We start from the raw sequence: 25926 nt of genomic DNA on the forward strand, positions 1-25926 counted from the left end.
TCAAATTCGGCGCTTTTCTTTAGCGCAGGTAATTGATCCCGCTTTCGTCTTTCTGCTTTTAGCTTACTTAACCGTTTGCATCCATCCTTCTGCCATCAATTTTGCACCTGCAATGCTCGGGTGCACGCCGTCTGTTGTCCAATAGCTGCCTGGAGCGGTTTCAAGGGCCTTATCAAAAATGGCCTGGTAGGGAATAAACGGTGCGCCGTATTCAGTGGCTATATTTTTTGCCGCCTGGCGGTAGGCATCAAATCCGGGATACCATTTATCGTCAACAGCGCGTACGCCTTTCACGGCAAACGGTTCGCCGATTACAAATTTAACACCTGGCAGGGCCTGTTTGGTGCGCTCCATAAGCTTTTTATAGTCGGCTATATAGGTTTCAATGGTTCCTTTGTAACCACCGGTAAGCGTATGCCAAAAATCGTTTACGCCAATGTGGATGCTTACCAGAGTAGGTTTAAGCGCAATACAATCGGTATCCCAGCGTTCAGCCAGTTGATATACTTTATTGCCGCTGATGCCTTTATTAAAAAGTTGTAAATTTTTGTGCGGATACTTGGTTAGCAGTGCCCCCGCGGTATGAATTACATAGCCGTTACCCAAAGCACCGGGATCATTTGCTTTGCTTTTGCTTTTATCACGCCCCCAGTCGGTGATAGAATCCCCCTGAAATAAAATAATATCGTTATCATCCAATGTTACTTTTTTACCGGCCGAATGACCAACCGCTGCGGTCACTATTTGCGGCAAGGTTAAGGTAGCAACGGTACCGATACTTACAGTTCTAAGGAATTTACGACGGGAGTTTATTAGAATATTCTTCATCAGTTGTAAAAATATGCTGAAATAGGCAGCACCTAAATTACATTATTCTTACTGATGTTGAATAGTAAATTATTAAAAACGGTAAATTCGCGGCATGTATCAATTGCTTAAGCCCTTACTATTTAAGTTCGACCCGGAGAATATCCATTACGCGGTTACGCGTAATTTAAAACGCTTTAATAAAATGCCGGGTGGCACTGCGCTAAGCAAAGCTATCTGGAGCCTTGATGATTTGCGACTGGAAAAAGAAGTTTTTGGCTTAAAGTTTAAAAACCCGGTAGGCCTGGCCGCCGGCTTTGATAAAAACGCAGAGCTGATTGCCGAAATGGGCAACCTTGGTTTTGGTTTTGTAGAGATTGGCACAGTAACTCCATTGCCACAGCCAGGTAATGATAAACCGCGTATGTTTCGCTTACCGGCGGATGAGGCGCTGATTAACCGGATGGGTTTTAATAACCTTGGTGTAGATGTGGCCGCAAAACGTATAGATGCATACCGAAAATCACTAAAAAATGGTGAAGAAGCTTTGATAATTGGCGGTAATATTGGCAAAAACAAAGTCACTCCCAATGAGGATGCTGTAAGCGATTACATTAAATGCTTCGACCGGTTATTTGATGTGGTTGATTATTTTGTGGTAAACGTGAGTTCTCCCAATACCCCTGGACTTAGGGAATTGCAGGAAAAAGGGCCGCTGATGAATATTTTAAATACTTTACAACAACGCAATCAAAAAAACGGCATTAGCAGGCCTATCCTTTTGAAAATAGCCCCGGATCTTACGAACGAGCAGTTGGACGATATTGCCGATATTGTAAAGCAAACCGGGATAGCTGGTTTAATAGCGACTAATACCACTATCAGCAGAGATGGCCTTAGCTCCCCGCATAAGAATGAAACTGGCGGATTGAGTGGCAAGCCACTCACCCAAAGATCTACAGAAGTAATCAGTTATTTGCATAAAGTGTCAGATGGGGCATTCCCGATAATAGGAGTGGGGGGCATTCATTCAGCTGAAGATGCAGTAGAAAAATTGCAGGCGGGAGCGTCGCTGGTGCAGCTTTATACCGGTTTTATCTATGAGGGACCGGGATTAATAAAGAGAATCTTGATGAGGATTTTATCTTGGGAGCCAATAGATCGATCCCAAGCGTTATCGAAATAGTCTTGGGAACACATTGCTAATATGGGGACTATTATAACTGTTGGTTTAACAAAGCAAAGTATAGCATCTTCACTTAAATCTTTCCAAACAAAAAAAGGCGTACCAATCAATGGGTACACCTCTTAAACTCTTTTTAACAGATAGAATTATTTCGCTGACGCGATAGCTAATACAGCATTGTTTTTTGCTATCTGGCTATCTTTTTTCTCTGCAGAACGGCTGCCTAATTCAATGTTAGTAGCTAATTTCAAAAATTGTACTTCTAAACGAGAGAAAGTTTTGTTTCTTCTATCTTTTCTTTTTAAACGAGTAACGCCCATGATCTTTTATTTTATAATAATTTTTTAACCCTGAGGTCGGAAGCGGATTCGAACCGCTGTAGGAGGTTTTGCAGACCTCTGCCTAGCCACTCGGCCATCCGACCTTTTTTAAGGACTGCAAAAATAGTAAATAATATTTGTCAATCAATTTTATTTAGAGGATTTTCCTGCAATTTCTGAACAAAATATCGCTGTTGCTATGGCAACATTTAAAGATTCGGCCCCGCCAATGCGCGGTATGGTAATGGCATTCGTAATCAGCTGCTCAATTTCGGGGCGGATGCCGTTGCCTTCATTACCCATAACTAACACGCCTTCAGCACCAAAATTCGTTTCGTAAATGCTTTTCCCATTCAGCAGCGCACCATACACCGGCAGGTTGACCGATTTCAGCACTTCCCGCAAATCGGTGTAGTTGATATTCATTCGCGCCAGGCTGCCCATAGTGGCTTGCACAACTTTTGGGTTGTAAACATCCACTGTATCTTCGCTGCAGATGATATTGGTGATGCCAAACCAGTCGGCGGTGCGGATAATGGTCCCCATATTGCCTGGATCCTGTACGCCATCCAGTACCAAAGTGAACTTATTTTTCAGATCCTTATCACTTAAACCGGCCCATTGCGGTATATTAACGGCAGCAATTGCGTCGGCCGGATTTTTCAGGGTGCTTACTTTTTGCAGCTCGCTTAATGAAATTTCCTGAAAATTTATTTTTCGGGATAAATTAAGCAATTTTGAGGCGATATCCGGCGTATGATAAATGGTGTGGATAAGGTAAGGAGAGTCAAGAAATTCTATAATTGATTTGTAGCCTTCAACCAAAAACAATCCATTTTCCCGGCGAAACTTTTTATGTTGTAAGGACGTTAGTAAACTGATCTGAGATTTTGAAAGCATATTTAACACCCGGAATTTACCGCCTTGCAATATTAAGTATTTTGATGGTTATTATTTCCAGCTGCAGTGTTACGCGCGGAATAAAAAAAAACCAGGCTATTGTGCGACAGGTAACTTTAAAGGACATAGACAAGGAGTTTTCTGAAGCCGCCTTAAATTATGTTGATAAAGAGCAACAACCCAATAATTGGTTAAACCTGCAATTTTACTACACTTTCAGCAAGAAAGGTAAACGGAATATAGGTGAAGCCCCAGCTATATTAGACAGCCCCCTGGTTGAATTTTCCCGCTTACAGATTCAGAAATTTCTTCAGAACAAGGGTTATCTGAAAGCTACGGTGGCAGATTCTATCGCCATTAAAAATCAAAAAGCACAACTTATCTTTACAGCAACACAAGGGCCTTTATTTCACGTCCGCAACTATCGGGATAGTATTGCCGACCCGGCTGTAAAAGCCCTCTACAGAAAAAATAAGCCTGCTTTTTCCCATGTAAACCCCGGCAGCAGGTTTGATACCGATAGCCTGGCCTATGACCGCGATCAGTTTTTTACCGTAATGAAGCGTAACGGCTACTTTGACTTCTATAGGCAGTACATCAACTTCGAACCCGATTCGAGTTTCAATAAAAGCGTGGTGGACCTGGTGATGATCATTGATAATCCCGATGGTAAGGCCGCGCATCCAACCTATACCATCAATAACACACTGATAACTATAGCTAAAAGTAATGGCCGGAAAGTGGGCAAGGCAGATACCATACAGGTTGATTCACAGTTCAGGTTTGTAGATTATTCGGGCAGGTTCAGGCCTAAAACGGCGACGGATTACATTTTTCAGAGAAAAGGGCAGCTGTTTAACATCGACAATCAAACGCTTACGACAAGCCGCCTTTCAGAGCTGAATGTTTTTCGAAACGTGCCGAGTCCGGGTTACACAAAACTTTCAGACAGTACCAACCGGCTCAACACCACACTCGATATCATCCCGCTCAAACAAATGTCTGACCGTGTAGAGGCGGAGTTCCTGTTTAATGGGGGCCGTTATGGTTACAATCTTGGTAATACCTTTACTAACCGAAATATATTTAAACAGGCTGCCGCTTTACAGGTGAAGATAAACTGGAGTATCTTGTTTGATAGCGGCCGTAATGCCGGAGACAATAAGGGTATCCAAAACCAGGAATTCAAGGCGGGCATCGGTTTGATTTACCCAAGAATTGTAGCACCTTTCGATTTTCCTAATCTGGCCAAATATGGAGTGCCGCACACAACTTTTGCAACCAACTACACGCTTTTTTACCAAAAGGGACTTGTGCAGCGTACAAGTTGGATAAATTCTATTACCTATGACTTTTTTGATACGCCTACCAAGCAACACTCTATCACGCCTATCAATATCGAGTTTTCCAAGGGTACCATTGATCCGGTAGCTAAATCGCTGCTGTTGGGCGCCAACCGTTACAGTTACGTGTACCTCATCGGCCGCACAACTTTTACTTCCGGTAGTCAGTATACGTTTCAATACAACACCATCAAGCTAAATACCTTTGAAGATTTTTACTACTTCAGAGGAAGCCTGGATTTGGGGGGAGGGTTTTTAAATCTGGTAAGCAAGGCTTTTAATACGCGCAGAGATTCTCTTGGCCAACGAACCATTTTTGGGGAGGCGTTTTCGCAATACGTAAAAACTGAGATCGACTACCGTTTATACCGCAGTTTGGGTGGGGAGAAACAATTTATTTTCAGATTTAACCCAGGTATTGGTATACCTTATGGAAACAGTAATCAACTGATTTTTGAGAAGAATTTCTACGCAGGCGGAGCAAATGATATGCGCGCCTGGTTGCCACGCACACTTGGGCCCGGTCAGTTTAATCGCGCCAGCTATGGTATCGATGATACTACAACCCGCTCCCGGTTAAAATACCTCGATCAGTTTGGTGAGATTAAGATGGTGGCCAACCTGGAGTATCGTTATAAGTTACTTGATAATTTTTTTGGAACCAAGCTTAAAGGAGCCTTGTTTACTGATCTGGGTAACGTTTGGCGCCTGCATAAAACAACCGATAATCCTAATGGAGAATTCAGGTTGAATAATTTGTGGCAGTCGACTGCCATAGGCATAGGAACAGGCCTGCGCTTCGATCTAAGCTTCTTTGTTTTCCGTCTGGACATGGCTTTCAAATTTAAGGATCCCCAGTTTACAGGGTCAGATCAGTGGGTATTGATCAAACATGCCAACGAGCTATTTAAGGCTGGTAGTTTTAAAGCAAATTACCTGCGTGCCAACAGCACCGGGACTACAGGCCCCGAGGGTAACAAAACCTTTGTTGGGGATAGCTATAATTTTATGCAGCTAAACTTTGGTATCGGCTTGCCATTTTAATTTTTGAAGGAGTGAGTTATTGGAGGAGTGATTTTGCCTAAGCCCCAACTTTAAAGAATTCAATAAAATTCGGAATTTTGAAACAGAGCGATTAGCCTTGCATTTTCCGCTAACCTCTAACCGCTAACTGTTAAACATCCCCTTCAATCCGTCTATTACGCTTTGGAAAAAGGTAGGCATACTTAGGCCATTGTGATAGTTAAAGTATAGGAAGATACAGAAGATGATCAGCGCAATGATGATGAAGCGTTTGAACAGGTAGCCAATTAGTACCAGCCCCAGTGGGATAGCTAATAATAGTATCCAGCTAATTTTTACCGGGGTTAGTTTACTGTCATGGCGGTAAACGTAATACAGCATGGATGTTGTGCCTTCATCGTTGTGATGGCGGGCAAAAATAAAGCTCGATTTTTCCAGTTTGTGGCGATAGAACGCAGTTCCCTTTTCAAATTTTAAAGTCTCAACAAATCCGTTTATCGTGAAGGTGAAAATACCGTTTACACTTTCCTGGATATTTTTGCCGGTATCAACCGCAACAATCGCTACTTCATCTTTGGCAAAAGGGTTTTCTTTAACAACAAAGTGCTTTATGGTAATGGTATCTGCAAGGGCAAAAGTTGTTGCAATTAAAAACAGGCAGCAGGATAAAAATATTTTTTTCATTATGTGGTGGCCGATAAAACCTGCAATAAAAATACTGTTTTTTCTATCACTTGTTAAGCATATAAATACTGAAGTTGAGCAGTGACGCATAGCTCACCCATATGAGGTAGGGTACCAGCAGCCAAGCGGCCAGCTTGTTAAAGCGGCTAAACCAGGCAATGTTCAGGATAATAAATACCAACAGCAAAATGATGATGATGAGGCCTCCAAGAATCTGGTGCATGCCAAAAAACACTATCGACCAGGAAAAATTAAGCGCTAACTGCAGTACATAAATGCCCACCGTTGTTTTATAAACACCTGACTGGTCGCGGTGCTTCCAAACCAGGTAAGCAGCAATAGCAATGAGGATGTAAAGAGTAGTCCACGCCACCGGAAACAGCCAGTTAGGCGGAGTGAAGGATGGTTTTTGAAGGGTGATATACCAAGTTTTGATCTCCGGGCGGGTGAATAGGGAAGCAATTACCCCGATAGCCAGCGTTATGGCCACACTAATGCTAAGTGGAACAGGTTGAAGTTTTTTATGGTCTTGGTTAGTTGGCATACTGGCTTTTAACGGAATCGCAATTTAAGTGTTTATTTTGCTTTAGGACAGCTGTTTTTTTAAAATCATCGTCTTTTAGGCAGTTACTTTTAAACGTATCAAATCCACAAAGTAATAAGCTAACAAAAGGCCGGACAACCGCCCGGCCAAATTATAAAGTCCAACTTAAGTGTTTTATACGGCAATTATAGATTTCCCCGTAACTCTTGTTCCCTTTCAATCGCTTCAAAAAGGGCTTTAAAATTACCGGCGCCAAATGATTTTGCTCCTTTACGCTGGATGATCTCGAAGAACAGCGTAGGCCTGTCTTCCACTGGTTTAGTAAAGATCTGGAGGAGGTAACCTTCGTCGTCACGATCTACCAGGATGCCTAACTGTTTTAACGGCTCCAGGTCTTCGTCTATGTGGCCTACACGGTCGGTAAGTTCATCATAATAAGTGGTGGGTACGGTGAGAAACTCTACGCCCCGGCTTTGAAGATCGGTAACGGTTTTGACGATATCGCCGGTTGCCAGTGCCATATGCTGCACGCCTTCGCCTTCATAATACTCCAGGTATTCTTCTATCTGGCTTTTCTTTTTGCCCTCTGCCGGCTCGTTTATCGGGAACTTCACATAGCCGTTTCCGTTACTCATCACCTTACTCATCAAAGCAGAGTATTCGGTAGAGATCATCTTGTCATCAAATGTAAGGATGTTGCGGAAGCCCATAATATCCTCGTAAAAATTCACCCATTGGTCCATTTTATGCCAGCCTACATTACCCACGCAATGGTCCACATAAAGCAGCCCAGCAACGGGTGGCTGATAGGTAGTTTGCTTAGCTTTATAGCCGGGTAAAAAAGCGCCGTGGTAATTCTTACGTTCCACAAATAAATGTACGGTTTCCCCGTATAACTTAATGCCGCTGGTGCGCACCTCTCCAAATTCGTCGGTAATGGTTTGCGGTTGCTGATAAGGCTCGGCACCGCGGGCTACCGTTTGTTTAAAAGCATCATAAGCATCATCCACCCAAAGCGCAAGCATCTTTACACCGTCGCCATGCTTTTTAATATGCTCTGCAATTGGATGGTCTGAATGCAGCGGCGTGGTTAATACTAAGCGGATCTTGCCCTGCTGCAGCACGTAAGAAGCCTTGTCGCGAATGCCTGTTTCCGGACCGGCGTACGCCAGATCCTGAAAGCCGAAAGCGGTTTTATAATAGTGGGCAGCCTGCTTGGCATTACCTACATAAAATTCAACATAATCTGTGCCGTTTAAGGGTAAGAAATCTGTTGTAGTTGGTTTTTTATCTAATGTTAATGTTTGCATTGTTTCATTTTTTGATCGAGTGAATTATCGAGGTATTGGGTATTTAAAAGATCTTAACCTCACATCACCCAGCTTTTATAATAATTTTCGTCCTCTATCTTTACTGCATCCTCCGTCAGCATCAGCGGGCGGAAGGGGTCTATCATTACGGCCAGTTCATCTGTAAACTCCTTGCCGATGGATTTCTCTACCGAACCCGGTGCCGGGCCATGGGGAATGCCGCCGGGGTGCAGGGTAATCTGCCCTTTTACCACGCTTTTTCGGCTCATAAAATCGCCATCTACATAGTACAATACCTCGTCGCTATCTATATTGCTATGGTTGTATGGAGCGGGGATAGATAGCGGGTGGTAGTCAAATTTTCTGGGCACAAAAGAGCAGATCACAAAGTTGTTGCCCTCAAAAGTCTGGTGCACCGGCGGGGGCTGATGCAACCGCCCGGTTATCGGTTCAAAATCATGGATAGACATGGCCCATGGATAATGGAAACCGTCCCAGCCAATAAAATCGAATGGATGGGTACCGTAAGTGTAGGGATAAATAAGTCCCTGCTTTTTAATGAGGATCTTAAAGTCGCCTTTTTCGTCGTATGTTTTTAAATCTGAAGGTTTGCGGATATCCCGTTCACAATACGGCGAATGCTCCATCAACTGCCCGTAGGCATTTCGGTAGCGTTTGGGCGAACGGATAGGGCTAAAGCTTTCTACTATAAACAGGCGGTTGTCGGTTGTATCAAATTCCAGTTGGTAAATAGTTCCCCGTGGTATCACCAGGTAATCGCCATAGGCAAACTTGATGTTGCCGAAGCCGGTTTTTAATGTACCGGTGCCTACGTGGATAAAAATCACCTCATCGGCCTGGCTATTCTTGTAAAAATAGTTGGTCATGCTTTGGCGCGGCGCCGCAAGGGATATATGCAGATCGCTGTTAACGAGTACTGGTTTGCGGCTTTCCAGGTAATCATCAACCGGCTCAATGTTAAAACCAATGAGGCTGGTATGCTTCAAATGCTTTTCCCGGGCAATTTTGGGCTCAACAGCATATGGCTCGCCCAGCGCTTTTACTATGGTAGGCGGGTAAGCGTGATAAACCAGCGAGTATAAGCTTGAAAAACCTTCTGTGGAAACCAGCTCTTCTGCATAAAGGCTGCCATCCGGCTTACGAAATTGGGTATGCCGCTTAGGCGGAATACTTCCCAAAGTATGGTAAATAGGCATGTATTTAGTTTTAGAGGGTACTAAACGGATTAAATATAGAAGGAGTTAAAAAGGTTGATAGATCCGGAGCTGCAGGAGACCTGCCAGCAGTAATTGTAATTTCTTGAACTACAACTCTTCCAACCTCATAACTATGCTAATCTTAACTAATATTGCGCTAAAACGGCGGTAGCAAGCACGGCATCCCGAAAGGATGAAGCATCACTCATGGAAGTGAGGCCCAGCGAGAAGTAAAATTCTTTCCTGATGCTCATAATTGGTAATCAAATATAAGTGCTGATAATTTAATATGCAAGCATAATATTCAACGTGGTATATTATAAAAAAGTTTTAAGTTTGATTTTAAAATTGAACCAATATGATCAGGAAAGAAGCCCTCATCATCGGCATAATCACCTGGGTAATTGTCACGTTGCTGTTTTCTAAGTTTGATGCAACTGTTGGAGGTGTATCCCGAATTGGATTTCCCTGGCATTTTTATTCGTACAGTAATACGCCATCCTACCTGACGATAGAAACAAACATGGGATTCAATTTCAATAATTTTGTACTTGATATTTTTTGCGGGGCGGGGCTGATCATCGGCATCGATAAATTTTTCTCCCGCAACCTTAAAGCAAAACAAACCAATTCTAAATTATGAAACTTGTATCCTACAAAACCGAAGACCGCGAGCATTTGGGTTTTTACATCAAAGGCCACATTTACAATCTAAATTCCTGCGATAAGCTGCTCCCCGACAATATGAATGAATTCTTATGGGGTGGCGAGGAGCTGATGGCGCGTGCCAAAAAAGCAAATGAGAACATACTGTCGGGTAGGCTGGAAGGTAAAGAAGAATTGTTTTATGAGTTGCTGGCGCCAGTGCCGCACCCAACGTCGTGCCGCGATGGGTACGCATTCAGGCAGCATGTAGCTGCCGCCCGCCGTAACCGAAAGGTGGACATGATTGCAGAATTTGACCAGTATCCAATCTTTTACTTTACCAACCACAACGCCATACAAGGCCCGGGCGAAATAGAATGTATGCCCGATCATTTTCAGAAATTGGATTTTGAATTGGAGGTTGCCGTGGTATTGAATAAAAAAGGTCGCAACATTAAGGCCGCGGACGCTGATAGTTACATTGCCGGCTACATGATCATGAATGATATGAGCGCCCGTACTTTGCAAATGGAAGAGATGCTGCTGAATCTGGGCCCGGCAAAGGGAAAAGATTTCTCTACCGTGATAGGCCCCTGGCTGGTTACGCCTGACGAGCTGGAGCCATATAAAACAACTGCTAAAGACGGCCACACCGGTAATGCCTACAACCTGCAAATGAAATGCGTGGTAAACGGCAAGGAGGTAAGCAACGGCAATATGGCGGATATGGACTGGACTTTCGCCGAGATCATCGAGCGTTGCGCCTACGGCTGCGACGTGTTGCCGGGAGATGTGATAGGATCAGGCACGGTGGGTACAGGCTGCTTTTTAGAACTGAACGGCACGGGCTTACTGAATGATGCCAATTACCAGCCCCAATGGCTGCAACCGAATGATTTGGTGGAAATGGAAATAACCGGACTGGGCATGCTGGCAAACATTATAAAGAAATCAGACGATGCATTCTCGATATTGGGATTGAAGAAATAAGCTTATATAAAAAGCGTTATTGCGAGGAACGAAGCAATTTTCACCCAGTTAGAGCCGCTCTGCAAATTCACCCTGCTGACCGGGAGATTGCTTTGTTCCCTGCAATGACGAACGGATAATCTACTGCATATGCTAACCCTAAAAACCACCGATCTTTCTCCCTTGGAGTTGCAGAATTACTTGCACTACGCTGTTGCCCCCAGGCCAATTTGCCTGGCTTCTACCGTGGATGCGGAGGGAAATGTTAACCTCAGTCCTTTTAGTTTTTTTAACATGTTTAGTACCAATCCGCCTATCTGCGTTTTTTCGCCGGCCAGGCGGGTGCGGGACAATACCACCAAGCATACGCTGGAAAATATTAAAAAGTTACCGGAGTGTGTGATCAATATTGTTAATTACGATATCGTACAACAGGTCTCGCTTTCCAGCGTAGAATACCCGGCAGGAGTGAATGAATTTATTAAATCGGGATTAACGGCATTGCCTTCGCAACTGGTTAAACCGCCGCGTGTTGCGGAGTCGCCGGTGCAGTTTGAGTGCATAATAAATGAAGTGACTAGTCTGGGGAGCGGACCTGGTGCGGGGAATTTGGTGATTGCAGAGATCAAGCTGATCCATATCAGTGAAGCAGTGCTGGATGCTTCCGGTAAAATAGATCAGGGTAAGATCGACCTTGTGGCTCGACTTGGGGGCGACTGGTATTGCCGGGTCACTGCCGACAACCTGTTTAAAGTAGCCAAGCCAGTGCGTACGGTAGGTATAGGTGTAGATGCTATTCCGTATGCCATCCGCAATTCAAAAGTGCTTACTGGAAATAACCTGGGCCAGTTGGGGAATATAGAAGCGTTGCCAGCTGATGAAGCAATTGACGCTTATGCCCAAACTGCCGAGATGAAAGATTTATTCGACTCTACCATCGGCGATAGCCAAACCCGCGATCTGCAATTACACCTGAAAGCTAAGCATTTGCTGGATGTGGGACTGGTACTGGATGCCTGGAAGGTATTACTGGCTACCTTTTAAAGCGATATTATTTTTTTCGCTTTTAGGAGAGGAATGAGTAAACATTTTCCCCGTCCAAACATTACTATTTTATGATCGTCAACTACACTGAACAGGGCTGGGAAATAGTTACGCAACGTGCTCACGGTGTGCTTGCTGCTCAAATTGCCATGCACTGGCGAATTAAAGATCGCCCAGAACGGTGGACGGAAACGCTGATCGCCATAGCCGATCATGACGATGCCCAAACGGAGCTACAATCAGACGATGATCTGCTTACGCCGCAGGGCGGTCCGGTAAATTTCCGGATGAAGAAGTTTGAGCCGGAACACTGCCAGCGCCTGCATAATTTTTCGATCTCAAAGAGCAGGTATATCGCCTTGCTAACCTCCATGCATATGCAGTTTTTGCACACTGCCGAAATGGAGACCAACCCTTTAGTTAAGTCATTTTTAGAAGAGCAATTAAAATTGCAGGGCAAATGGCGAAGAGAATTAAAGATCTCGGTTAAAGATGCCAGCCGCGCCTATAGCTTATTAGAATGGTGCGATGCATTTTCGCTGTTGCTTGCTCAGCACGAAGTGCAACCCGAGAACCGGCTGGTAGAAGTAAGCCAGGGGCCGGATCAGCTACAATATCAACTAATGCAGAAAGAAAATGGCTCGCTTACCATTAAGCCATGGCCGTTTGAGGAAGATAATTTTCGTTTGAATTTAGAAACACGCGTGCTGGGTACACTTCAATTTAAAAGCGGCGCTCAGTTCAAAAAGGAATTGGAAGACGCGAAGGTGGTTGAGAAAGTTTGGATCTTAGAAAGGTAGCGGGCGCTAGCGATTTTTATGGCTATCATCAGCCGGCCGTGAAATAGCTATGTCTAACTTGATTTAATCGTTATTTGGGGGCTTTTTAAATTTATTGTCGTAAATCTTTTTAGCTTACGATAATATATATGATTAATTTTGATCACATGAAGTTTTACGACAAATATCCGCAATTGAAGGAAAAGCATTTTTTAATGGAATTGCTCACCGATTCAGTGTTCTCTACCATGGCTTTGGAGGATCAGGAAGTTGAGAAGACTCGCGTTAAAGAAATTGTGGTTGCACTTCTTGATGAGGCGGAATCAAAAAAACGACAATTCTTCAGCAATTAAATCTTCCAAAGGTTTAAAGTCCCCCTTGTCTGCAGATTTCATTGCATTAATATATAATTGTCTGCTTTCACCATCACTGTGATAAAGTTGTAGCGGTCTGTATCCAAACTTTAAGGCTATTATATTCATGAATAGCCTGCCAGTCCTTCCGTTACCGTTATTAAATGGATGGATGCGTATGAACTCGTAATGAGCGTAAACCAAACTATTTAAGTGATCTTCTCTAGTATTTAAAAGCGATAACCGAAAGTTTAAATTATCAATAAACTGGTAAAGTTGTTGTAGCAAATGAGTAGGTTTTGGTGGATCGAGTTGTCCAACGATTACATGGTTAGTTCGCCATTTACCTGCCCAGTCGTAAAGTTGTGAGAAGCTTATTCTATGAATTTCTAAGATCAGAGAGGTTGATAACATTACTTCGTTGTCAAGCTCCAGTATGAACAATTCAGCCGCAGCAATACCTTTAGCTTCAAATTCGTTGATAATCTTTTTATCCGTGATGCCTTTTATATTATCATCTGGAGACGGGGTCCAACTTGTCTGATCATCCATAAAATTATATCCCCAGCACCTGCTTCAATTTCACGTAGCCCGTTTTACTCACCGGGATCTTGGCGCCTGATTTCAAAATAGCAAGGTGGCTGTCTTTCTCATAGGGATCCAGGCGGGTGATCTGCTGAATGGCAATAATGTATGACCGGTGTACCCGCACAAAGTAGCGTGGATCGAGTGTTTTCTCAAAAAAGGCCATTGTTTTATTTTTGAGGAAGGCACCTTCGGCAGTAATAACACTTACGTAATCATCATCGGCTTGCAGGTATTCTACATCCTGTACCGAGATGATCTTCACCTTCGTGCCGGTTTTCACCACAATCCGCTCATTCTGCGCGGGAGATTGTGCTGCGGTTTCCAATAGTGTTTCGGTGGGCTTAGGCGCGTTCGGTGCTGCCGGGGCTTGCGAAAGGAACTTGTCTATTGATTTATTAAAGCGTTCTTTACTGAAAGGCTTCAACAGATAATCCATCGCGTGTGCTTCAAATGCTTTAATGGCATATTCGTCAAAAGCTGTCGCAAAAATTACTGATGGCGGATTTTCCACCAGTTCCAGCATTTCAAAGCCATTGATCTTGGGCATTTGTACATCTAAAAAGATCAGGTCGGGCTGGTGCTGCTGAATCGCTTTAAGCCCTTCAAAGCCATCGCCGCATTCCTGCATCACTTCTATCTCTTTAAACTGCTGTATGTATTCTAAAACAACCATACGCGCCAGTGGCTCGTCGTCGATAATTAAAGCGCGGATCATAACTGCGGAATTTTTATAATGGTTGTAAATATATTATCATTTGCGTGGGTTTCCATCAAATCATTACGGGCAAATATCAAATATAATCTTCGTTGTACACCTCTCAAACCAAAGCCGGTACCTTTTTTTGGCCTGGAAGTTTGCGGATCGTATGGATTCTGGATCATAATAATGAGGTATTGCTCTTCAATTTCGGCCCGGATGCTCACCGTAACTTCACCCACGGTATCATATAAGCCAAATTTAATGGCGTTCTCTACAAGGGGTTGCAAAAGCATTGAGGGAAGGGTAGCCTCGCCGCAATTACCATCACAGCTGATCTCGGTTTGCAGGCGGTGCCCGAAGCGTACCTTTTCAATTTCGAGATAGAGGTTCAAATGCGCCAGTTCATCATTCAGCGGTACCAGTTGATTATCGTCCTTTTTAAGGGTGCCGCGTAAAAAGTCAGAAAGCTGGTGGATCATCTTTCGTGCCTCATCGGGCTTAAAGCCTATCAGGGCGTTGATGGAGTTGAGGCTGTTGAATAAAAAGTGAGGTTGCAATTGCTGGCGCAGGTTATACAATTCGGCATCACGGGCCAATTTCTCCGCTTCAGTTTTACGTTGCTCGGTTTTTTTATGGTCCAGCTGCGAGTAAAACAAGGCACTGATCATGGCCATCCATCCGATTGCCAAAAAGTCGGTAAACAGGCGAATAATGAAGGATTGTTTTAAGAAATTCTGATATGCATCGCCAAATCCAAAAAACGGCATCAGGTATCTGCACGACGAGGCGCACCCCCCGGCCAGCGCGGCACACCAGGCCAGCAGGTAAATATAACTTCCTTTATCGGGCTGGTAGTAGCGTAGGTTGTTGTTGATCAGCCAGCAGGCCAGCGAAAGAAGAATAGCGCTCAGGGCGCTGTCTGCTACGGCAACCATCCACAAAAAGCCAAAACTATGCAGGATATAGGCCTGCAGGGCTGCCCAAACCAACCCACAGATAGCGAATGCCCCGAATAATTTTGATGATGATAATTGCTCTGCTGCCAAAACCTTTTATTTAAAATAGATTAATTTTTAACCCCAAGCAACGCCGATTTATGATGCGCCCAGGCGATGTAAAGGTCCGGATCGGGTGCTTCATGAATGTTGTAGTAAAGCTCGGTGCCATCGGCCAGGCCGGATAAGGCATTCAGTTCGGCAACATCTATAAACTGCCATTTAACGGTTTGCTTCTGCACATTTAAAAAGCTATCCTGGTTGGCATGGCCGATACTACTTGCTTTTTCAAAGGCCTGATGCTCGGTATCTGCATTAATAAGGCGAAGCTGCTCATCAAACTGCGCGCTATGATCGCCATTGCCGCTGATCACCCTAAAAACTAATTTTGCTACGTACCAATTCATGATTAATGGGTTAAGATGTTATTGATAGTTGATAATTAATAGCTGCGGATCTCTAAGCCTGCAAATAATGATACACCTTTAAGGATCAGTACTTTTGTGCTATTAACCGGGCGCAGGTGCTTTAAACGCTTGTCATCAACCCCGGCAAATATGCTCGACATATCGGTAATCACCTGCCAGTCGGCCGGTACAATGATCTTGGTGCCGCCAAATACCTGGGTAACATCAATTATAGCGCGTCCCTGGATATCGGCGTGGGTAAAATCAAGCTCGGTACCGCCAAATATGTTGGTGATATCGCCACCGCGGAAGCTCTTGGAAAAAATAGTTTTGTTTACACCACCAAATATGGCTGTGGCATCTAAAATGTCATCATGAGATAGCGGCGGTACATTAGTACTATTAGTATCGGCGGGAGGGACAGTTCCTGTAGCATTGTATTCGGTGTCGCCAAAATCAGCAAGAGGCTTGTCGGTGCTTATGGGGTCGGCTTTATATTTCCTGTCCCAGTAGTCGCCATCGGCAGCCAGGTGCTCACCGGTTTTCTTTTTGCGCAGGATGATCCACAAACCAAGACCGATGATGGCTAAAGGCCAAACGAAGCCACTGGCATTATCTATGTTTTGGGTTACTAAGAGTATCACACCCAGGCCTGTTAAAATTACCCAGCTTGCTTTTTGATAGTTATTACGAGCCCCAATGAAGAGACCTATTGCCACCAGCCATAATGGTTGAAGATCCAACCAATCAGGAAAAAATAAAAGATTAAGTTGCCTAAGTAACAAAAATGCGCCTACTAAGAGCAGGATTGCCCCCGCCATAACTTTGCCATTGGCTCGGTTAGGTTTTTGATCTATATTGGTGTTCATGATTTCTGTAATTTTTATTGTTATCCAAAACTACAGTAAGAAATCACATATGCAAATGCATTATTGGCGATGCCGTTGAAGAAGTCGGTAAGTACGGATAAATTGTCGGTGAAAAAAATTGGGGAGGTTAAGTGTGGAAGTCATATCTTGCGAAACCTGAGTAATTACAATGGAACAACAGTATAAAATATCTAAAGGATCGAAAACTTTGTACAGTTTGGGGTCGTTAGCCTTGATCGGCTTTGCAATTTTTTTACTCTCCAATACGCATAATTCGAGTACTCCGTTAGCCGGAGTTATTATTTGCTTGGTATTAACTACAGTCGGGGTACTGCTCGGTATGTATATCTTTAAAAGAAAAGTTGTTTTATCAAACATTTCGATACGTGTTAGTGGGATGTTCGTAACCAGAGAGGTATCAAATGATGATATAAAAGGCTTTAGGGTGGAAGATAAAGCAATATTCATCTACTCAAATGTGGAAGGTGTACGCCGGATCATGATAAACGATTACAGGAGCATCGGTGATAGTGATGGATTGATACGAGAGCTCAGCAACCGCTTTTCGGATTTAAATGCTGTTGAAACTCAGAAGTTATTGAACAATATATTAAGCGATAATGAAATAGGTTATTCACAAGAAGAAAGAATGACTAAGCTACAAAAGGCCAGCAAAGTCACGGTGATTTACAACCTTTTGGGCTTAAGTTTTTTAATTGCCCTGTTTTTTATTAATACGCTGTTTGGCAGTTTGTATTTTACCTTTATAAGTCTAATTTATCCCGTTCTGGGAGTTATATTGTTATTCAGGCACCACGGTTTAATAAAGTTTATCACAAAAAAAACAAGCCCACATCCCAATGTTATTTACGGTATGCTTTTCCCGGTGTGCATGTTGTTTGTTAAAGGCATCGTCAGTTACAATTTGGTAGAAGTCAATCGCGCTTACTTACCAATCGCACTTATTGCCTTGTTGTTTTTCGGTTTAATTTATTGGAAAGGTTTTGACAAAACTGACGGTGCCGCGAAAGGACAAATAATTGGGATGTTAACGTTTGCCTTATTTTATGCGTTAGGATTTACGTTAACGGTGAATTGCGATTTGGATCAATCAAGACCACAACCATTTTCCGCAAAAGTGAAAGACCTAAATATCGAACACGGCAAAAAAATAACCTATCATATTAAACTTACCCCTTGGGGGCCAATAAGTAATTCCAGAGATCTACAGATTTCAAAAAGTCAGTTTGATCTTGCATCGATCGGTTTTGATGTTAAGGTATGTCTAAAAAAGGGCCTTCTAAACATTCCCTGGTATTACGTCGATTTATAGTTAAATGCTCGGTTCCTGCTGGCTTAAACAATGGAAACTGCCCAAACCCCAAATGATATCTGTAGAATCTATCCCAACCACTTTCCTATCCGGGAAGCAGCCCTGGATGATATCCAAAGCCTTGTCATCGTGTTTAGACCGGTAGGTGGGTACCACCACAGCCGCATTACCGATATAAAAGTTAGCGTAAGATGCCGGTAACCGCTGATCGTCGTAAATAACGGCATCAGGCATCGGCAGCTCTACAATATTCAGTTGCTTGCCGTTAAGCAGGCGCATGGTTTTTAGTGTTTGCAGGTTTTCCTGCAGGATGTGGTAGTTCTCGTCGTTCTTGTTTTCTTCTACAGCAGTAACTACGGTGTCGGTATTTACAAAGCGGGTAATGTCATCAATATGGCCGTCTGTATCGTCTCCGATGATGCCGTCGCCCAACCAAAGAATTTGCTCCACACCATAATACTTTTGCAGGTAGCCTTCTATCTGCCCCTGGTTTAAATGCGGGTTACGGTTCTTATTCAGCAAACAAGCGGTGGTGGTAAGCAGCGTACCTGCACCATTAAAATCAACTGATCCGCCTTCCATCACAATGCCGGGATGGTAAACAGGCAGGCCAAAGTGGTTGGCAATTTTGGTCGGTATCACATCATCCAGGTCATACGGAGGATATTTATCGCCCCAGGCGTTGTAACCCCAGTCTACGATGGCTTTTTCTTTGGTTTCGTAATTCACCAAAAACGCGGGACCGTGATCCCTGCACCAGGCATCATTGGTTCCGAACTCAAAAAATTCCACCTTGTTCAGATCGGCACCCACCAGTTGCAGTTGCAGTTTGGCAAAAGCCGCCATTTGCTCGTCAACCACGTTAATGCGCACGATCTCGCCTTCGGTAAGCACTTTAACAAACTCGGCATATTTCCCGTAGATCATACCCAATTTGCCCGGCCACGAAGCTTCTTTGTGCGGCCAGCTGAGCCAGGTGGCAGTATGCGGTGCCCATTCGGCAGGGAAGTGAAGTCCGACGGTAGCGGGAAAGTCCGAAAGTCCGGAAGTCGGAAAGTCGGAAAGACGAAAAGTGCCGTAGGTGTTTTGTTTAGATGACATAAGTTATTTTAATGAATTCCGAACTTTCCGGACTTTTTATTAGTCATTATCCAAAAGGCGTTTTGTTATCGGCTGGTAGCTATCTATACGCCGATCCCTTAAAAACGGCCAATGGCTGCGGTAGTAGTCAGATTTGTTCAGATCCAGTTCCATTACAACGATCTCTTCCTGATCTGGAGTAGTTTGGTGCATCACAGCACCGAAGGGATTAGCAAAGAATGATCCGCCCCAGAATTTAACGCCGGCCTCTTCACCTACACGATTCACGCTTACTACGTAAACACCGTTGGCTACTGCGTGCGAGCGCTGTATGGTTTGCCATGCATTATATTGCTCCACGTTAGTAGCTTCATCCTGCGTGGTTGCCCAGCCGATGGCCGTTGGATAGAAGAGGATCTCAGCACCCATCAGGGCGGTGATACGGGATGCTTCCGGATACCATTGGTCCCAGCAAATGAGCACGCCTATAGTGGCAAATTTAGTTTTAAAAACTTTGTAACCTAAATCGCCCGGGGTAAAGTAGAACTTCTCGTAAAAGCCCGGATCATCAGGGATATGCATTTTGCGATACTTCCCCAGGTATTGGCCATCGGCATCCAAAACAGCAGTAGTGTTATGGTAAACACCCTGCGCGCGTTTTTCAAACAAAGAGGCGATGATCACCACGCCGAGTTCGCTCGCAACAGCCGACAAAGCATCGGTAGACGGACCAGGAATCGACTCCGCTAATGCGAAATTATCGTAATCTTCCACATCGCAAAAATATAGCGACGTAAAAAGTTCCTGCAGGCAAATGATCTGCGCACCTTTGGCAGCAGCTTCGCGCACTTTACCAATCGCCTTATCCAGGTTTTCCTGTTTGTTGGCTGTGCAGGTCATCTGCACCAATCCTACTTGTACCTTACTCATAGCATAGAAATTTGCCGCAAAAATAGTTATTTGATTTAAGGATTTCGCCAACTAATAGGAATGATTACACCGATTTGATAGATGGATTACACCGGGCAACAAAGATGATTACACTGATTTGATATTGATATTGCACAGGAGTTAAGTAGCTTACAATGGTGGAAATCTGTGTAATCAATGTTAAAATCTGTGAAATCAAAATGTGAAATCTAAAAAAAACATAGCTTTGCACCCAAATGAAAGATTTAGCTGAAACCGAAGTAGAAGAAACGGAAAAGGCGCTGAAGCCCAAAACCTGGAAAGACCGGGTGTGGAGCGCGACTAAATTGCTGCTGAAAATTGCAGTGACTACCGGTTTGCTTTACCTTTTGTTCCACGGGAAAGAAGATCTGCTTAAGCAGGTTAAATACCGCTTGCTACATGCTAATTACTGGTGGATGCTTGCCGCACTGATCAGCTTTTTTGGCAGTATGGTGATCTCTTCCTGGAGGCTTTCCAGCTATTTTAAATCTATTAAACTGCATTTGGATGCACGTTTTAACTTTCGTTTATACCTGCTGGGTTTATTCTATAATTTTTTGCTGCCCGGCGGTATCGGTGGCGACGGCTATAAAATTTACCTGCTCAGTAAAACTTATAAGCATCCGGCTAAAAAAGTGTTTTGGGCCATCATGTTCGACCGGCTGAGCGGATTATGGGCTATCGGTTTAATTACCGTTGCACTCATCTTTTTAATTCCACAAATTGATATTCATATCGGGATCCCTCTAGGTTTATTTACTTTAGGGTCCGTTATTTACTATTTTGTTGCCTACAAGTTTTTCAGAGAGTACACCCATTATTTTTTCGAAGGGCACTTAAAAGCGATAGGTGTACAGGCGCTTCAGGTGCTCACCATTGTATTTGTATTAATGGGGCAGGATTTTAACGGCAAATTTTCGCCCTATCTCTTATCCTTCCTAATATCGGCGTTGGCTACTATTATACCGATCAGTATAGGCGGAGCCGGCATCCGCGAAACGGTTTTTACCTATCTTACCCGATGGTTCCCTATGGAAAAAAGCCTGGCCGTGTTCCTGCCGGGCTCATTTTACCTGATCTCGCTTATCGTGGCTTTATTCGGTATTTATTATGTTATACGCCCTAAGCGTTTGGAGGAGGGCCTGCCCAAACCCGAATTTAATTCTGATGCGGAGGCTTAAATAAATATTATATTCTAAATCCAAAATCTCTCGAATCATAATCGGTTATTTGCTGTTCCTGTAACAGGAACCACCAGAAAAACCGCTTTTATGAGCCGATTTAATGATTTTAATAACCCGCAGGTTGCGGCACTTCCTGCGCATTTAAAGCAATTTATTGTACACCAGCATTATGAGCACTACACGCCGGTAGATCACGCCGTGTGGCGTTATGTAATGCGGCAGAACTACAGTTATCTAAAAGACGTTGCTTACTACCCATATATTCCCGGACTGGAGAAGGCGGGCTTAACCATAGAAAAAATTCCCGACTTGCAGGATATGAATAATGCACTGGCCAAAATTGGCTGGGGTGCTGTTACGGTGGATGGTTTTATCCCCCCGGCAGCGTTTATGGAATACCAGGCGTATAGGGTGCTGGTTATTGCTGCCGATATCCGCCAGTTGAAACATATTGAATACACGCCTGCTCCGGATATTATTCATGAGTCGGCCGGGCATGCGCCAATTATTGCAGACAAGGATTACCATGAATATCTGAGTTATTTTGGATCGATAGGCGCTAAGGCGATGTTTAGCGCACAGGATTATGAACTATATGAAGCGATAAGGGCTTTATCCATCCTGAAAGAAATGCCCGATGCCAGCGAAGCGGAAATTCAAAAAGCTGAGCAGTTAGTGGCCTGGTACCAGGATAATATGGGTGAGCCTTCTGAAATGGCGCTGCTTAGCCGTTTGCATTGGTGGACGGTTGAATACGGACTCATTGGAACGCTGGATGCGCCCAAGATCTATGGGGCAGGCTTGCTTTCTTCCATTGGTGAAAGCGCTAGCTGCATGCTGGATGAGGTAAAGAAACTGCCATATACCATAGATGCCATTAACTATACCTACGATATTACCAAAACCCAGCCACAGTTGTTTGTAACCCCAAACTTCCAAAATTTGATCAATGTGCTGGAACAGTTTGCAGATACCATGGCCTTTCGGCGTGGCGGGGTATATGGTTTGCAGAAGGCTATCGATAGTAAAAATACTTGTACCGCGATATACAGCTCCGGCCTCCAGGTTTCGGGTACTTTTAGTGAATTTATAGATGGAACGAGCGGTATTTCATTTCTTAAAACCACAGGCCCAACAGCGTTATCATTCCATGATAAACAGTTGAAAGGCCACGGCAAAAAATATCATAAAGATGGGTTTAGTTCTCCTGTTGGCAAACTAAAAGGCTTTGTAAAGGCCCCCGAAGATTTTACGGAGGCTGATTGTATACAAGCGGGTATAGAAGCAGGTAAAATCGCCGGGTTGATTTTTGAAAGCGGGATTACGGTTTCCGGAACAGTGAAAGCCATTCACCATGAAAACAACAAAATTTTATTGATCACTTTTAGCAATTGTACGATTAAGGCTGCTGATGGCGAAATCCTTTTCGATCCGTCTTGGGGTATTTATGATATGGCGGTTGGTGAAAAAATAACATCTGTATTTTGCGGAGCTGCGGATAAAGATGAATTTCTGGAGATTGCATATAAATCAGTTATCGGCACGCACCATCCTCAATATGACCAGCACACTCTGCAATTACATCAGCTGTATCGCCAGGTGCGTAACCGGAGGCACAAAGGCGGCGATTACGGGTACCTGGGTAACGTATGGTTGATGCTTCAAAAGTTCTATTATGATGATTGGCTTTGCGCATTGGAGATCCTGGAATTGCTTGATCATGAGCAGGCTGAACCTAAACTGGCAGAGGAGATTCGCTGTTTTTTAGAGAGCAAAGCTGCCAAAGAACCGGAATATAAAAAGCTTATTAATGATGGCCTGTATCTTATTAAACACCCGGTAGCGCAAAAGTTGGTGGTTTAATTTAATGTTCGTAATTTAGGATACGATAACTGAAAAACCGACAGATCAAGGCGATTTACAAATATATCGTATCAAAATATTGGACGAGATCAAAGGTCGAAACCTTTTTCCGAGCATATAAGATCTGGTGGAATTGCAGCAGGAAATCAGATGAGCGTGGTTTCGGGATTCAACAACTTAAATTTTACTCCCTCTTCAGGGGGTTAGGGAGCTAATGAACATTATTATAACAGGTGCCAGCAGCGGCGTAGGTTTCGAAGCTGTATTGGAATTAATACTATCGGGTAAACATAAGGTAATAGCCCTGGCGCGGTCGCAAAGTAAGTTAGAAAAACTGCTGGAAATCGCTAAAGGCCTTAATCCAGATTGTGAAGTTTTTGCCATTGCATTTGATATCGTTCATGATGATTATGCAGGTTTGCAGCAGTTCATAGCTGCTAACTTTGATAACCGTGTTGATGTACTTATCAATAATGCAGGAGTGCTGGTAAATAAACCCTTTATGGAATTGCTGGAAACCGATTTTGTGGAGATGTTGCAAAGTAATTACATTGGGCATGTGCGCATTATCCAAAGTTTGTTAAAGTTTATGAGCGAGGGTGCGCATATTGTAAATATTGGCAGTATGGGTGGCTATCAGGGCAGCGCAAAGTTCCCCGGCCTGCTGGCTTATTCAGCCAGTAAAGCTGCCTTACACACGCTAACAGAATGCCTGGCTCAGGAGCTGGCCGAGCAAGGAATTAAAGTAAACTGCCTGGCATTAGGGTCCGCTCAAACCGAGATGCTCGAGCAGGCATTCCCCGGCTACGAGTCGCCGGTAATGGCGTTTGAAATGGGCAAATACATTGCCGATTTTGCGGTAACCGGCCACCGATTTTTTAACGGAAAAGTATTGCCGGTGGCTTTGGGGACACCGTAAGGGGGGGATTGTAGGCACCGTTGTTTCCTTTGAAAAAAGAGGTAATGAGGTAACAGCCTTATGTATTGTGCCATTTGCCGCTGCTTCACTTTATCACAAAAAAAGTAGCCTAAAAATTAAACCTTTTTTAAAGACCAGCCATAAGCTACATTAAATTCTTTAGTTTCCTCTTCAAAAGATTTTTTCTTATGATGTAATTCCTGGTTCTTGATGTACTGGACAACCCTGTTAACCTGTGATTCGCCAACAGATACCGCGAAATAATCGTCTTGCCACCTAAAAGGCTCGTCAATTATTTTATTATTATTTGTCCAATAGGCAGATTCACCTTTTATAAGTTGAGCAACGCTCGCAATTGTTTGGTTTCTGCCTAATGAAATTAGACAATGTAGATGATCGGTGTAGCCACCAATAGCTTGAAGGAATATATCCTTTTCCCTACAATTCCCAATTATGTGGTGACACATATCAGTTCTTAATTTTTTCTCAAGCCAGGGCTCTCTATTTTTTGTTGCAAAAACTAAATGGATCCAGATTTTCACGAATGACATACGTTTGTATAGTTGATGATAAATTATTAGTGCAGCTTAAGCCAAACTATTACTAGCCCTCCGTCTCTTAAAGGGACGGCAGTGAACTGTTTTTTTGAACCAACCGCTTATTGCCGCTGGTTCAATCTTTCGTCCCTTAAAAGGGACGGCAATGAAGCAATCTTTTTGAACGCACCGCTTATTGCCGCTGGATCAACCATCCGTCACTTGAAAGTGACGGCAATGAAGCGATCTTTTTGGATCATCCGCTTCATTGCCGCTGATTCAACCATCCGTCACTTGAAAGTGACGGCAATGAAGCAATCTTTTTGGACGCACCGCTTATTGCCGCTGATTCAACCATCCGTCACTTGAAAGTGACGGCAATGAAGCAATCTTTTTGGACGCACCGCTTATTGCCGCTGATTCAACCATCCGTCACTTGAAAGTGACGGCAATGAACTGTTTTTTTGAGCCAACCGCTTATTGCCGCTGGTTCAATCTTTCTTCCCTTAAAAGGGACGGCAATGAAGCAATCTTTTGAACGCACCGCTTATTGCCACTGATTCAACCATCCGTCACTTAAAAGTGACGGCAATGAAGCAATCTTTTTGAACGCACCGCTTATTGCCGCTGATTCAACCATCCGTCACTTAAAAGGGACGGCAGTGAACTGTTTTTTTGAGCCAACCGCTTATTGCCGCTGGTTCAACCATCCGTCACTAAAAGGGACGGCAGTGAACTGTTTTTTTGAGCCAACCGCTTATTGCCGCTGGTTCAATCTTTCTTCCCTTAAAAGGGACGGCAATGAGGCAATCTTTTTGAACGCACCGCTTATTGCCGCTGGTTCAACCATCCGTCACTTGAAAGTGACGGCAATGAAGCGATCTTTTGAATGCTCTGCTTAATTGCTGTCGGTAGCTAAACCTCGAATGGCAACGAAGCGGATCACCTTCTCTAATCCGATCTCGCCCGTTCATTGCCGTCGGTTTTAACCGACGGCAATGAAGCAAATCCGGCTTCAGCCCACCTTCCGCTCATACCTTCGCACCGATCTTTACAAATTCATTTACCACAATCTCGGTAACATAGCGTTTTACGCCGTCTTTATCATTGTAATTTCTGCTGGCCAGTTTACCCTCAATAGCTATAGGATCGCCTTTTTTGAGGAGGCTTTCAGCAAGGCTTGCCTGCGCTCCCCACATCACTATGGTGTGCCATTGCGTTTCGGTAATTTTTTCGCCTTTTTCGTTTTTGTAACTTTCGTTGACCGCTATAGATAGGCGGGCCAGTTTGCGGTTGTTTTCAAATGTTTTTACTTCCGGGTCCATACCCAGGTTGCCAATCAGCCTGACGCTGTTTTTTAATGTTGTCATCGTGTTT

The 25926-nt window shown here is 43.8% G+C and carries 27 protein-coding genes and 1 tRNA gene; 11 read left to right on the forward strand and 17 right to left on the reverse strand.

The genetic code is table 11. The features are described from left to right. Nucleotides 1-63: 63 nt before the first annotated feature. Nucleotides 64-828, reverse strand: coding sequence for a lysophospholipase (locus A0256_11205; GenBank protein AMR31949.1), 765 nt, complete (start codon nt 826-828; stop codon nt 64-66). A gap of 94 nt (nt 829-922) precedes the next feature. Between A0256_11205 and A0256_11210 the strand changes: the two genes are divergently transcribed. Next, the gene (locus tag A0256_11210; GenBank protein AMR31950.1) at nt 923-1993 is read left to right on the forward strand and encodes a dihydroorotate dehydrogenase; all 1071 of its coding nucleotides are present in this window, start codon (nt 923-925) and stop codon (nt 1991-1993) included. 146 nt (nt 1994-2139) lie between these two features. Here the strand turns inward: A0256_11210 and A0256_11215 are convergent, their stop codons facing one another. The 3 genes from A0256_11215 to A0256_11225 all read right to left on the reverse strand — a co-directional run bounded on the left by A0256_11215 (nt 2140) and on the right by A0256_11225 (nt 3213). Next, nucleotides 2140-2313 (reverse strand): spore protein, encoded by a 174-nt coding sequence (locus A0256_11215; GenBank protein ID AMR31951.1) that lies wholly within the window; start codon nt 2311-2313, stop codon nt 2140-2142. 33 nt (nt 2314-2346) lie between these two features. Then, nucleotides 2347-2417: transfer RNA gene (locus A0256_11220), tRNA-Cys, on the reverse strand. A 46-nt stretch (nt 2418-2463) separates the two neighbouring features. After that, nucleotides 2464-3213, reverse strand: coding sequence for an RNA methyltransferase (locus tag A0256_11225; GenBank protein ID AMR31952.1), 750 nt, complete (start codon nt 3211-3213; stop codon nt 2464-2466). Here A0256_11225 and A0256_11230 point away from each other — a divergent pair. Continuing rightward, on the forward strand, nt 3204-5600 hold the full coding sequence (locus A0256_11230; GenBank protein AMR31953.1) for a hypothetical protein: 2397 nt from the start codon (nt 3204-3206) through the stop codon (nt 5598-5600). The two genes, A0256_11225 and A0256_11230, sit on opposite strands and share 10 nt — an antisense overlap. A gap of 123 nt (nt 5601-5723) precedes the next feature. On the opposite strand, the gene A0256_11235 is transcribed toward A0256_11230, so the two are convergent. From A0256_11235 to A0256_11250, 4 genes are all read right to left on the reverse strand, one after another. Continuing rightward, complete coding sequence (locus tag A0256_11235) at nt 5724-6263, reverse strand: hypothetical protein (protein ID AMR31954.1); 540 nt, start codon at nt 6261-6263, stop codon at nt 5724-5726. A 46-nt stretch (nt 6264-6309) separates the two neighbouring features. Further along, nucleotides 6310-6807 carry a TspO protein gene (locus A0256_11240; protein AMR31955.1) on the reverse strand — a complete coding sequence of 166 codons (498 nt, stop codon included), beginning with the start codon at nt 6805-6807 and terminating at the stop codon, nt 6310-6312. 185 nt (nt 6808-6992) lie between these two features. Beyond that, nucleotides 6993-8117, reverse strand: a complete 1125-nt coding sequence (locus A0256_11245; protein ID AMR31956.1) for a 4-hydroxyphenylpyruvate dioxygenase — start codon at nt 8115-8117, stop codon at nt 6993-6995. Between the two features lie 59 nt (nt 8118-8176). Next, nucleotides 8177-9334, reverse strand: a complete 1158-nt coding sequence (locus tag A0256_11250; protein AMR31957.1) for a homogentisate 1,2-dioxygenase — start codon at nt 9332-9334, stop codon at nt 8177-8179. Between the two features lie 358 nt (nt 9335-9692). Between A0256_11250 and A0256_11255 the strand changes: the two genes are divergently transcribed. The 5 genes from A0256_11255 to A0256_11275 all read left to right on the forward strand — a co-directional run bounded on the left by A0256_11255 (nt 9693) and on the right by A0256_11275 (nt 13124). Beyond that, nucleotides 9693-9977: a hypothetical protein gene (locus A0256_11255; GenBank protein ID AMR31958.1), complete on the forward strand. Its 285-nt coding sequence runs from the start codon at nt 9693-9695 to the stop codon at nt 9975-9977. Continuing rightward, entirely contained in the window at nt 9974-10969 is a 996-nt protein-coding gene (locus A0256_11260; GenBank protein ID AMR31959.1) for a fumarylacetoacetate hydrolase, read from the forward strand. The genes A0256_11255 and A0256_11260 overlap by 4 nt, the downstream gene beginning before the upstream one ends. A 129-nt stretch (nt 10970-11098) precedes the next feature. Next, entirely contained in the window at nt 11099-11992 is an 894-nt protein-coding gene (locus tag A0256_11265; GenBank protein AMR31960.1) for a flavin reductase, read from the forward strand. A gap of 71 nt (nt 11993-12063) precedes the next feature. Then, entirely contained in the window at nt 12064-12792 is a 729-nt protein-coding gene (locus tag A0256_11270) for a hypothetical protein (GenBank protein AMR31961.1), read from the forward strand. 128 nt (nt 12793-12920) lie between these two features. Next, on the forward strand, nt 12921-13124 hold the full coding sequence (locus A0256_11275; protein ID AMR31962.1) for a hypothetical protein: 204 nt from the start codon (nt 12921-12923) through the stop codon (nt 13122-13124). Here A0256_11275 and A0256_11280 read toward each other — a convergent pair. The 5 genes from A0256_11280 to A0256_11300 form a co-directional block, all read right to left on the reverse strand. Continuing rightward, nucleotides 13095-13676 carry a hypothetical protein gene (locus A0256_11280; GenBank protein ID AMR31963.1) on the reverse strand — a complete coding sequence of 194 codons (582 nt, stop codon included), beginning with the start codon at nt 13674-13676 and terminating at the stop codon, nt 13095-13097. The genes A0256_11275 and A0256_11280 overlap by 30 nt on opposite strands. 4 nt (nt 13677-13680) lie before the next feature. Then, the gene (locus A0256_11285) at nt 13681-14427 is read right to left on the reverse strand and encodes a DNA-binding response regulator (protein AMR31964.1); all 747 of its coding nucleotides are present in this window, start codon (nt 14425-14427) and stop codon (nt 13681-13683) included. After that, nucleotides 14424-15410: a histidine kinase gene (locus A0256_11290; protein ID AMR34516.1), complete on the reverse strand. Its 987-nt coding sequence runs from the start codon at nt 15408-15410 to the stop codon at nt 14424-14426. Before A0256_11290 ends, A0256_11285 begins: the two co-directional genes overlap by 4 nt. 68 nt (nt 15411-15478) lie before the next feature. After that, nucleotides 15479-15814, reverse strand: a complete 336-nt coding sequence (locus tag A0256_11295; GenBank protein AMR31965.1) for a hypothetical protein — start codon at nt 15812-15814, stop codon at nt 15479-15481. A gap of 35 nt (nt 15815-15849) precedes the next feature. Further along, nucleotides 15850-16683: a hypothetical protein gene (locus tag A0256_11300; GenBank protein ID AMR31966.1), complete on the reverse strand. Its 834-nt coding sequence runs from the start codon at nt 16681-16683 to the stop codon at nt 15850-15852. Between the two features lie 340 nt (nt 16684-17023). Here A0256_11300 and A0256_11305 point away from each other — a divergent pair, with 340 nt between their 5' ends. Then, nucleotides 17024-18016 carry a hypothetical protein gene (locus A0256_11305; GenBank protein ID AMR31967.1) on the forward strand — a complete coding sequence of 331 codons (993 nt, stop codon included), beginning with the start codon at nt 17024-17026 and terminating at the stop codon, nt 18014-18016. Here the strand turns inward: A0256_11305 and A0256_11310 are convergent, their stop codons facing one another. Together A0256_11310 and A0256_11315 are read right to left on the reverse strand one after the other, a co-directional pair. After that, nucleotides 18017-19117 carry an agmatine deiminase gene (locus A0256_11310; protein ID AMR31968.1) on the reverse strand — a complete coding sequence of 367 codons (1101 nt, stop codon included), beginning with the start codon at nt 19115-19117 and terminating at the stop codon, nt 18017-18019. It lies immediately after the preceding gene. Nucleotides 19118-19156: 39 nt separating this feature from the next. Continuing rightward, nucleotides 19157-20026: an acyltransferase gene (locus A0256_11315; GenBank protein ID AMR31969.1), complete on the reverse strand. Its 870-nt coding sequence runs from the start codon at nt 20024-20026 to the stop codon at nt 19157-19159. Between the two features lie 236 nt (nt 20027-20262). Between A0256_11315 and A0256_11320 the strand changes: the two genes are divergently transcribed. The 3 genes from A0256_11320 to A0256_11330 all read left to right on the forward strand — a co-directional run bounded on the left by A0256_11320 (nt 20263) and on the right by A0256_11330 (nt 24013). After that, complete coding sequence (locus A0256_11320; GenBank protein ID AMR31970.1) at nt 20263-21228, forward strand: hypothetical protein; 966 nt, start codon at nt 20263-20265, stop codon at nt 21226-21228. Between the two features lie 90 nt (nt 21229-21318). Beyond that, nucleotides 21319-23094, forward strand: a complete 1776-nt coding sequence (locus tag A0256_11325; GenBank protein AMR31971.1) for a phenylalanine 4-monooxygenase — start codon at nt 21319-21321, stop codon at nt 23092-23094. 214 nt (nt 23095-23308) lie between these two features. Then, nucleotides 23309-24013, forward strand: coding sequence for a short-chain dehydrogenase (locus A0256_11330; protein AMR31972.1), 705 nt, complete (start codon nt 23309-23311; stop codon nt 24011-24013). Nucleotides 24014-24129: 116 nt separating this feature from the next. Here A0256_11330 and A0256_11335 read toward each other — a convergent pair whose 3' ends face one another. Together A0256_11335 and A0256_11340 are read right to left on the reverse strand one after the other, a co-directional pair. Next, entirely contained in the window at nt 24130-24564 is a 435-nt protein-coding gene (locus A0256_11335; GenBank protein AMR31973.1) for a transposase, read from the reverse strand. A 1016-nt stretch (nt 24565-25580) separates the two neighbouring features. Continuing rightward, nucleotides 25581-25919 carry a single-stranded DNA-binding protein gene (locus A0256_11340; protein ID AMR31974.1) on the reverse strand — a complete coding sequence of 113 codons (339 nt, stop codon included), beginning with the start codon at nt 25917-25919 and terminating at the stop codon, nt 25581-25583. Nucleotides 25920-25926: the final 7 nt, after the last annotated feature.

This window comes from Mucilaginibacter sp. PAMC 26640 (assembly GCA_001596135.1).
Lineage (GTDB): Bacteria > Bacteroidota > Bacteroidia > Sphingobacteriales > Sphingobacteriaceae > Mucilaginibacter.

Excerpts from the sequence above, each read along its gene's own strand:
- A0256_11225 (AMR31952.1), bottom strand. The coding sequence starts at position 3,213 with ATGCTTTCAAAATCTCAGATCAGTTTACTAACGTCCTTACAACATAAA.
- A0256_11305 (AMR31967.1), top strand. The coding sequence starts at position 17,024 with ATGTATATCTTTAAAAGAAAAGTTGTTTTATCAAACATTTCGATACGT.
- A0256_11325 (AMR31971.1), top strand. The coding sequence starts at position 21,319 with ATGAGCCGATTTAATGATTTTAATAACCCGCAGGTTGCGGCACTTCCT.
- A0256_11235 (AMR31954.1), bottom strand. The coding sequence starts at position 6,263 with ATGAAAAAAATATTTTTATCCTGCTGCCTGTTTTTAATTGCAACAACT.
- A0256_11315 (AMR31969.1), bottom strand. The coding sequence starts at position 20,026 with ATGAGTAAGGTACAAGTAGGATTGGTGCAGATGACCTGCACAGCCAAC.
- A0256_11250 (AMR31957.1), bottom strand. The coding sequence starts at position 9,334 with ATGCCTATTTACCATACTTTGGGAAGTATTCCGCCTAAGCGGCATACC.
- A0256_11275 (AMR31962.1), top strand. The coding sequence starts at position 12,921 with ATGATTAATTTTGATCACATGAAGTTTTACGACAAATATCCGCAATTG.
- A0256_11300 (AMR31966.1), bottom strand. The coding sequence starts at position 16,683 with ATGAACACCAATATAGATCAAAAACCTAACCGAGCCAATGGCAAAGTT.
- A0256_11210 (AMR31950.1), top strand. The coding sequence starts at position 923 with ATGTATCAATTGCTTAAGCCCTTACTATTTAAGTTCGACCCGGAGAAT.
- A0256_11265 (AMR31960.1), top strand. The coding sequence starts at position 11,099 with ATGCTAACCCTAAAAACCACCGATCTTTCTCCCTTGGAGTTGCAGAAT.
- A0256_11260 (AMR31959.1), top strand. The coding sequence starts at position 9,974 with ATGAAACTTGTATCCTACAAAACCGAAGACCGCGAGCATTTGGGTTTT.
- A0256_11340 (AMR31974.1), bottom strand. The coding sequence starts at position 25,919 with ATGACAACATTAAAAAACAGCGTCAGGCTGATTGGCAACCTGGGTATG.
- A0256_11215 (AMR31951.1), bottom strand. The coding sequence starts at position 2,313 with ATGGGCGTTACTCGTTTAAAAAGAAAAGATAGAAGAAACAAAACTTTC.
- A0256_11240 (AMR31955.1), bottom strand. The coding sequence starts at position 6,807 with ATGCCAACTAACCAAGACCATAAAAAACTTCAACCTGTTCCACTTAGC.
- A0256_11330 (AMR31972.1), top strand. The coding sequence starts at position 23,309 with ATGAACATTATTATAACAGGTGCCAGCAGCGGCGTAGGTTTCGAAGCT.
- A0256_11245 (AMR31956.1), bottom strand. The coding sequence starts at position 8,117 with ATGCAAACATTAACATTAGATAAAAAACCAACTACAACAGATTTCTTA.
- A0256_11270 (AMR31961.1), top strand. The coding sequence starts at position 12,064 with ATGATCGTCAACTACACTGAACAGGGCTGGGAAATAGTTACGCAACGT.
- A0256_11285 (AMR31964.1), bottom strand. The coding sequence starts at position 14,427 with ATGATCCGCGCTTTAATTATCGACGACGAGCCACTGGCGCGTATGGTT.
- A0256_11255 (AMR31958.1), top strand. The coding sequence starts at position 9,693 with ATGATCAGGAAAGAAGCCCTCATCATCGGCATAATCACCTGGGTAATT.
- A0256_11310 (AMR31968.1), bottom strand. The coding sequence starts at position 19,117 with ATGTCATCTAAACAAAACACCTACGGCACTTTTCGTCTTTCCGACTTT.
- A0256_11295 (AMR31965.1), bottom strand. The coding sequence starts at position 15,814 with ATGAATTGGTACGTAGCAAAATTAGTTTTTAGGGTGATCAGCGGCAAT.
- A0256_11280 (AMR31963.1), bottom strand. The coding sequence starts at position 13,676 with ATGGATGATCAGACAAGTTGGACCCCGTCTCCAGATGATAATATAAAA.
- A0256_11320 (AMR31970.1), top strand. The coding sequence starts at position 20,263 with ATGAAAGATTTAGCTGAAACCGAAGTAGAAGAAACGGAAAAGGCGCTG.
- A0256_11335 (AMR31973.1), bottom strand. The coding sequence starts at position 24,564 with ATGTCATTCGTGAAAATCTGGATCCATTTAGTTTTTGCAACAAAAAAT.
- A0256_11205 (AMR31949.1), bottom strand. The coding sequence starts at position 828 with ATGAAGAATATTCTAATAAACTCCCGTCGTAAATTCCTTAGAACTGTA.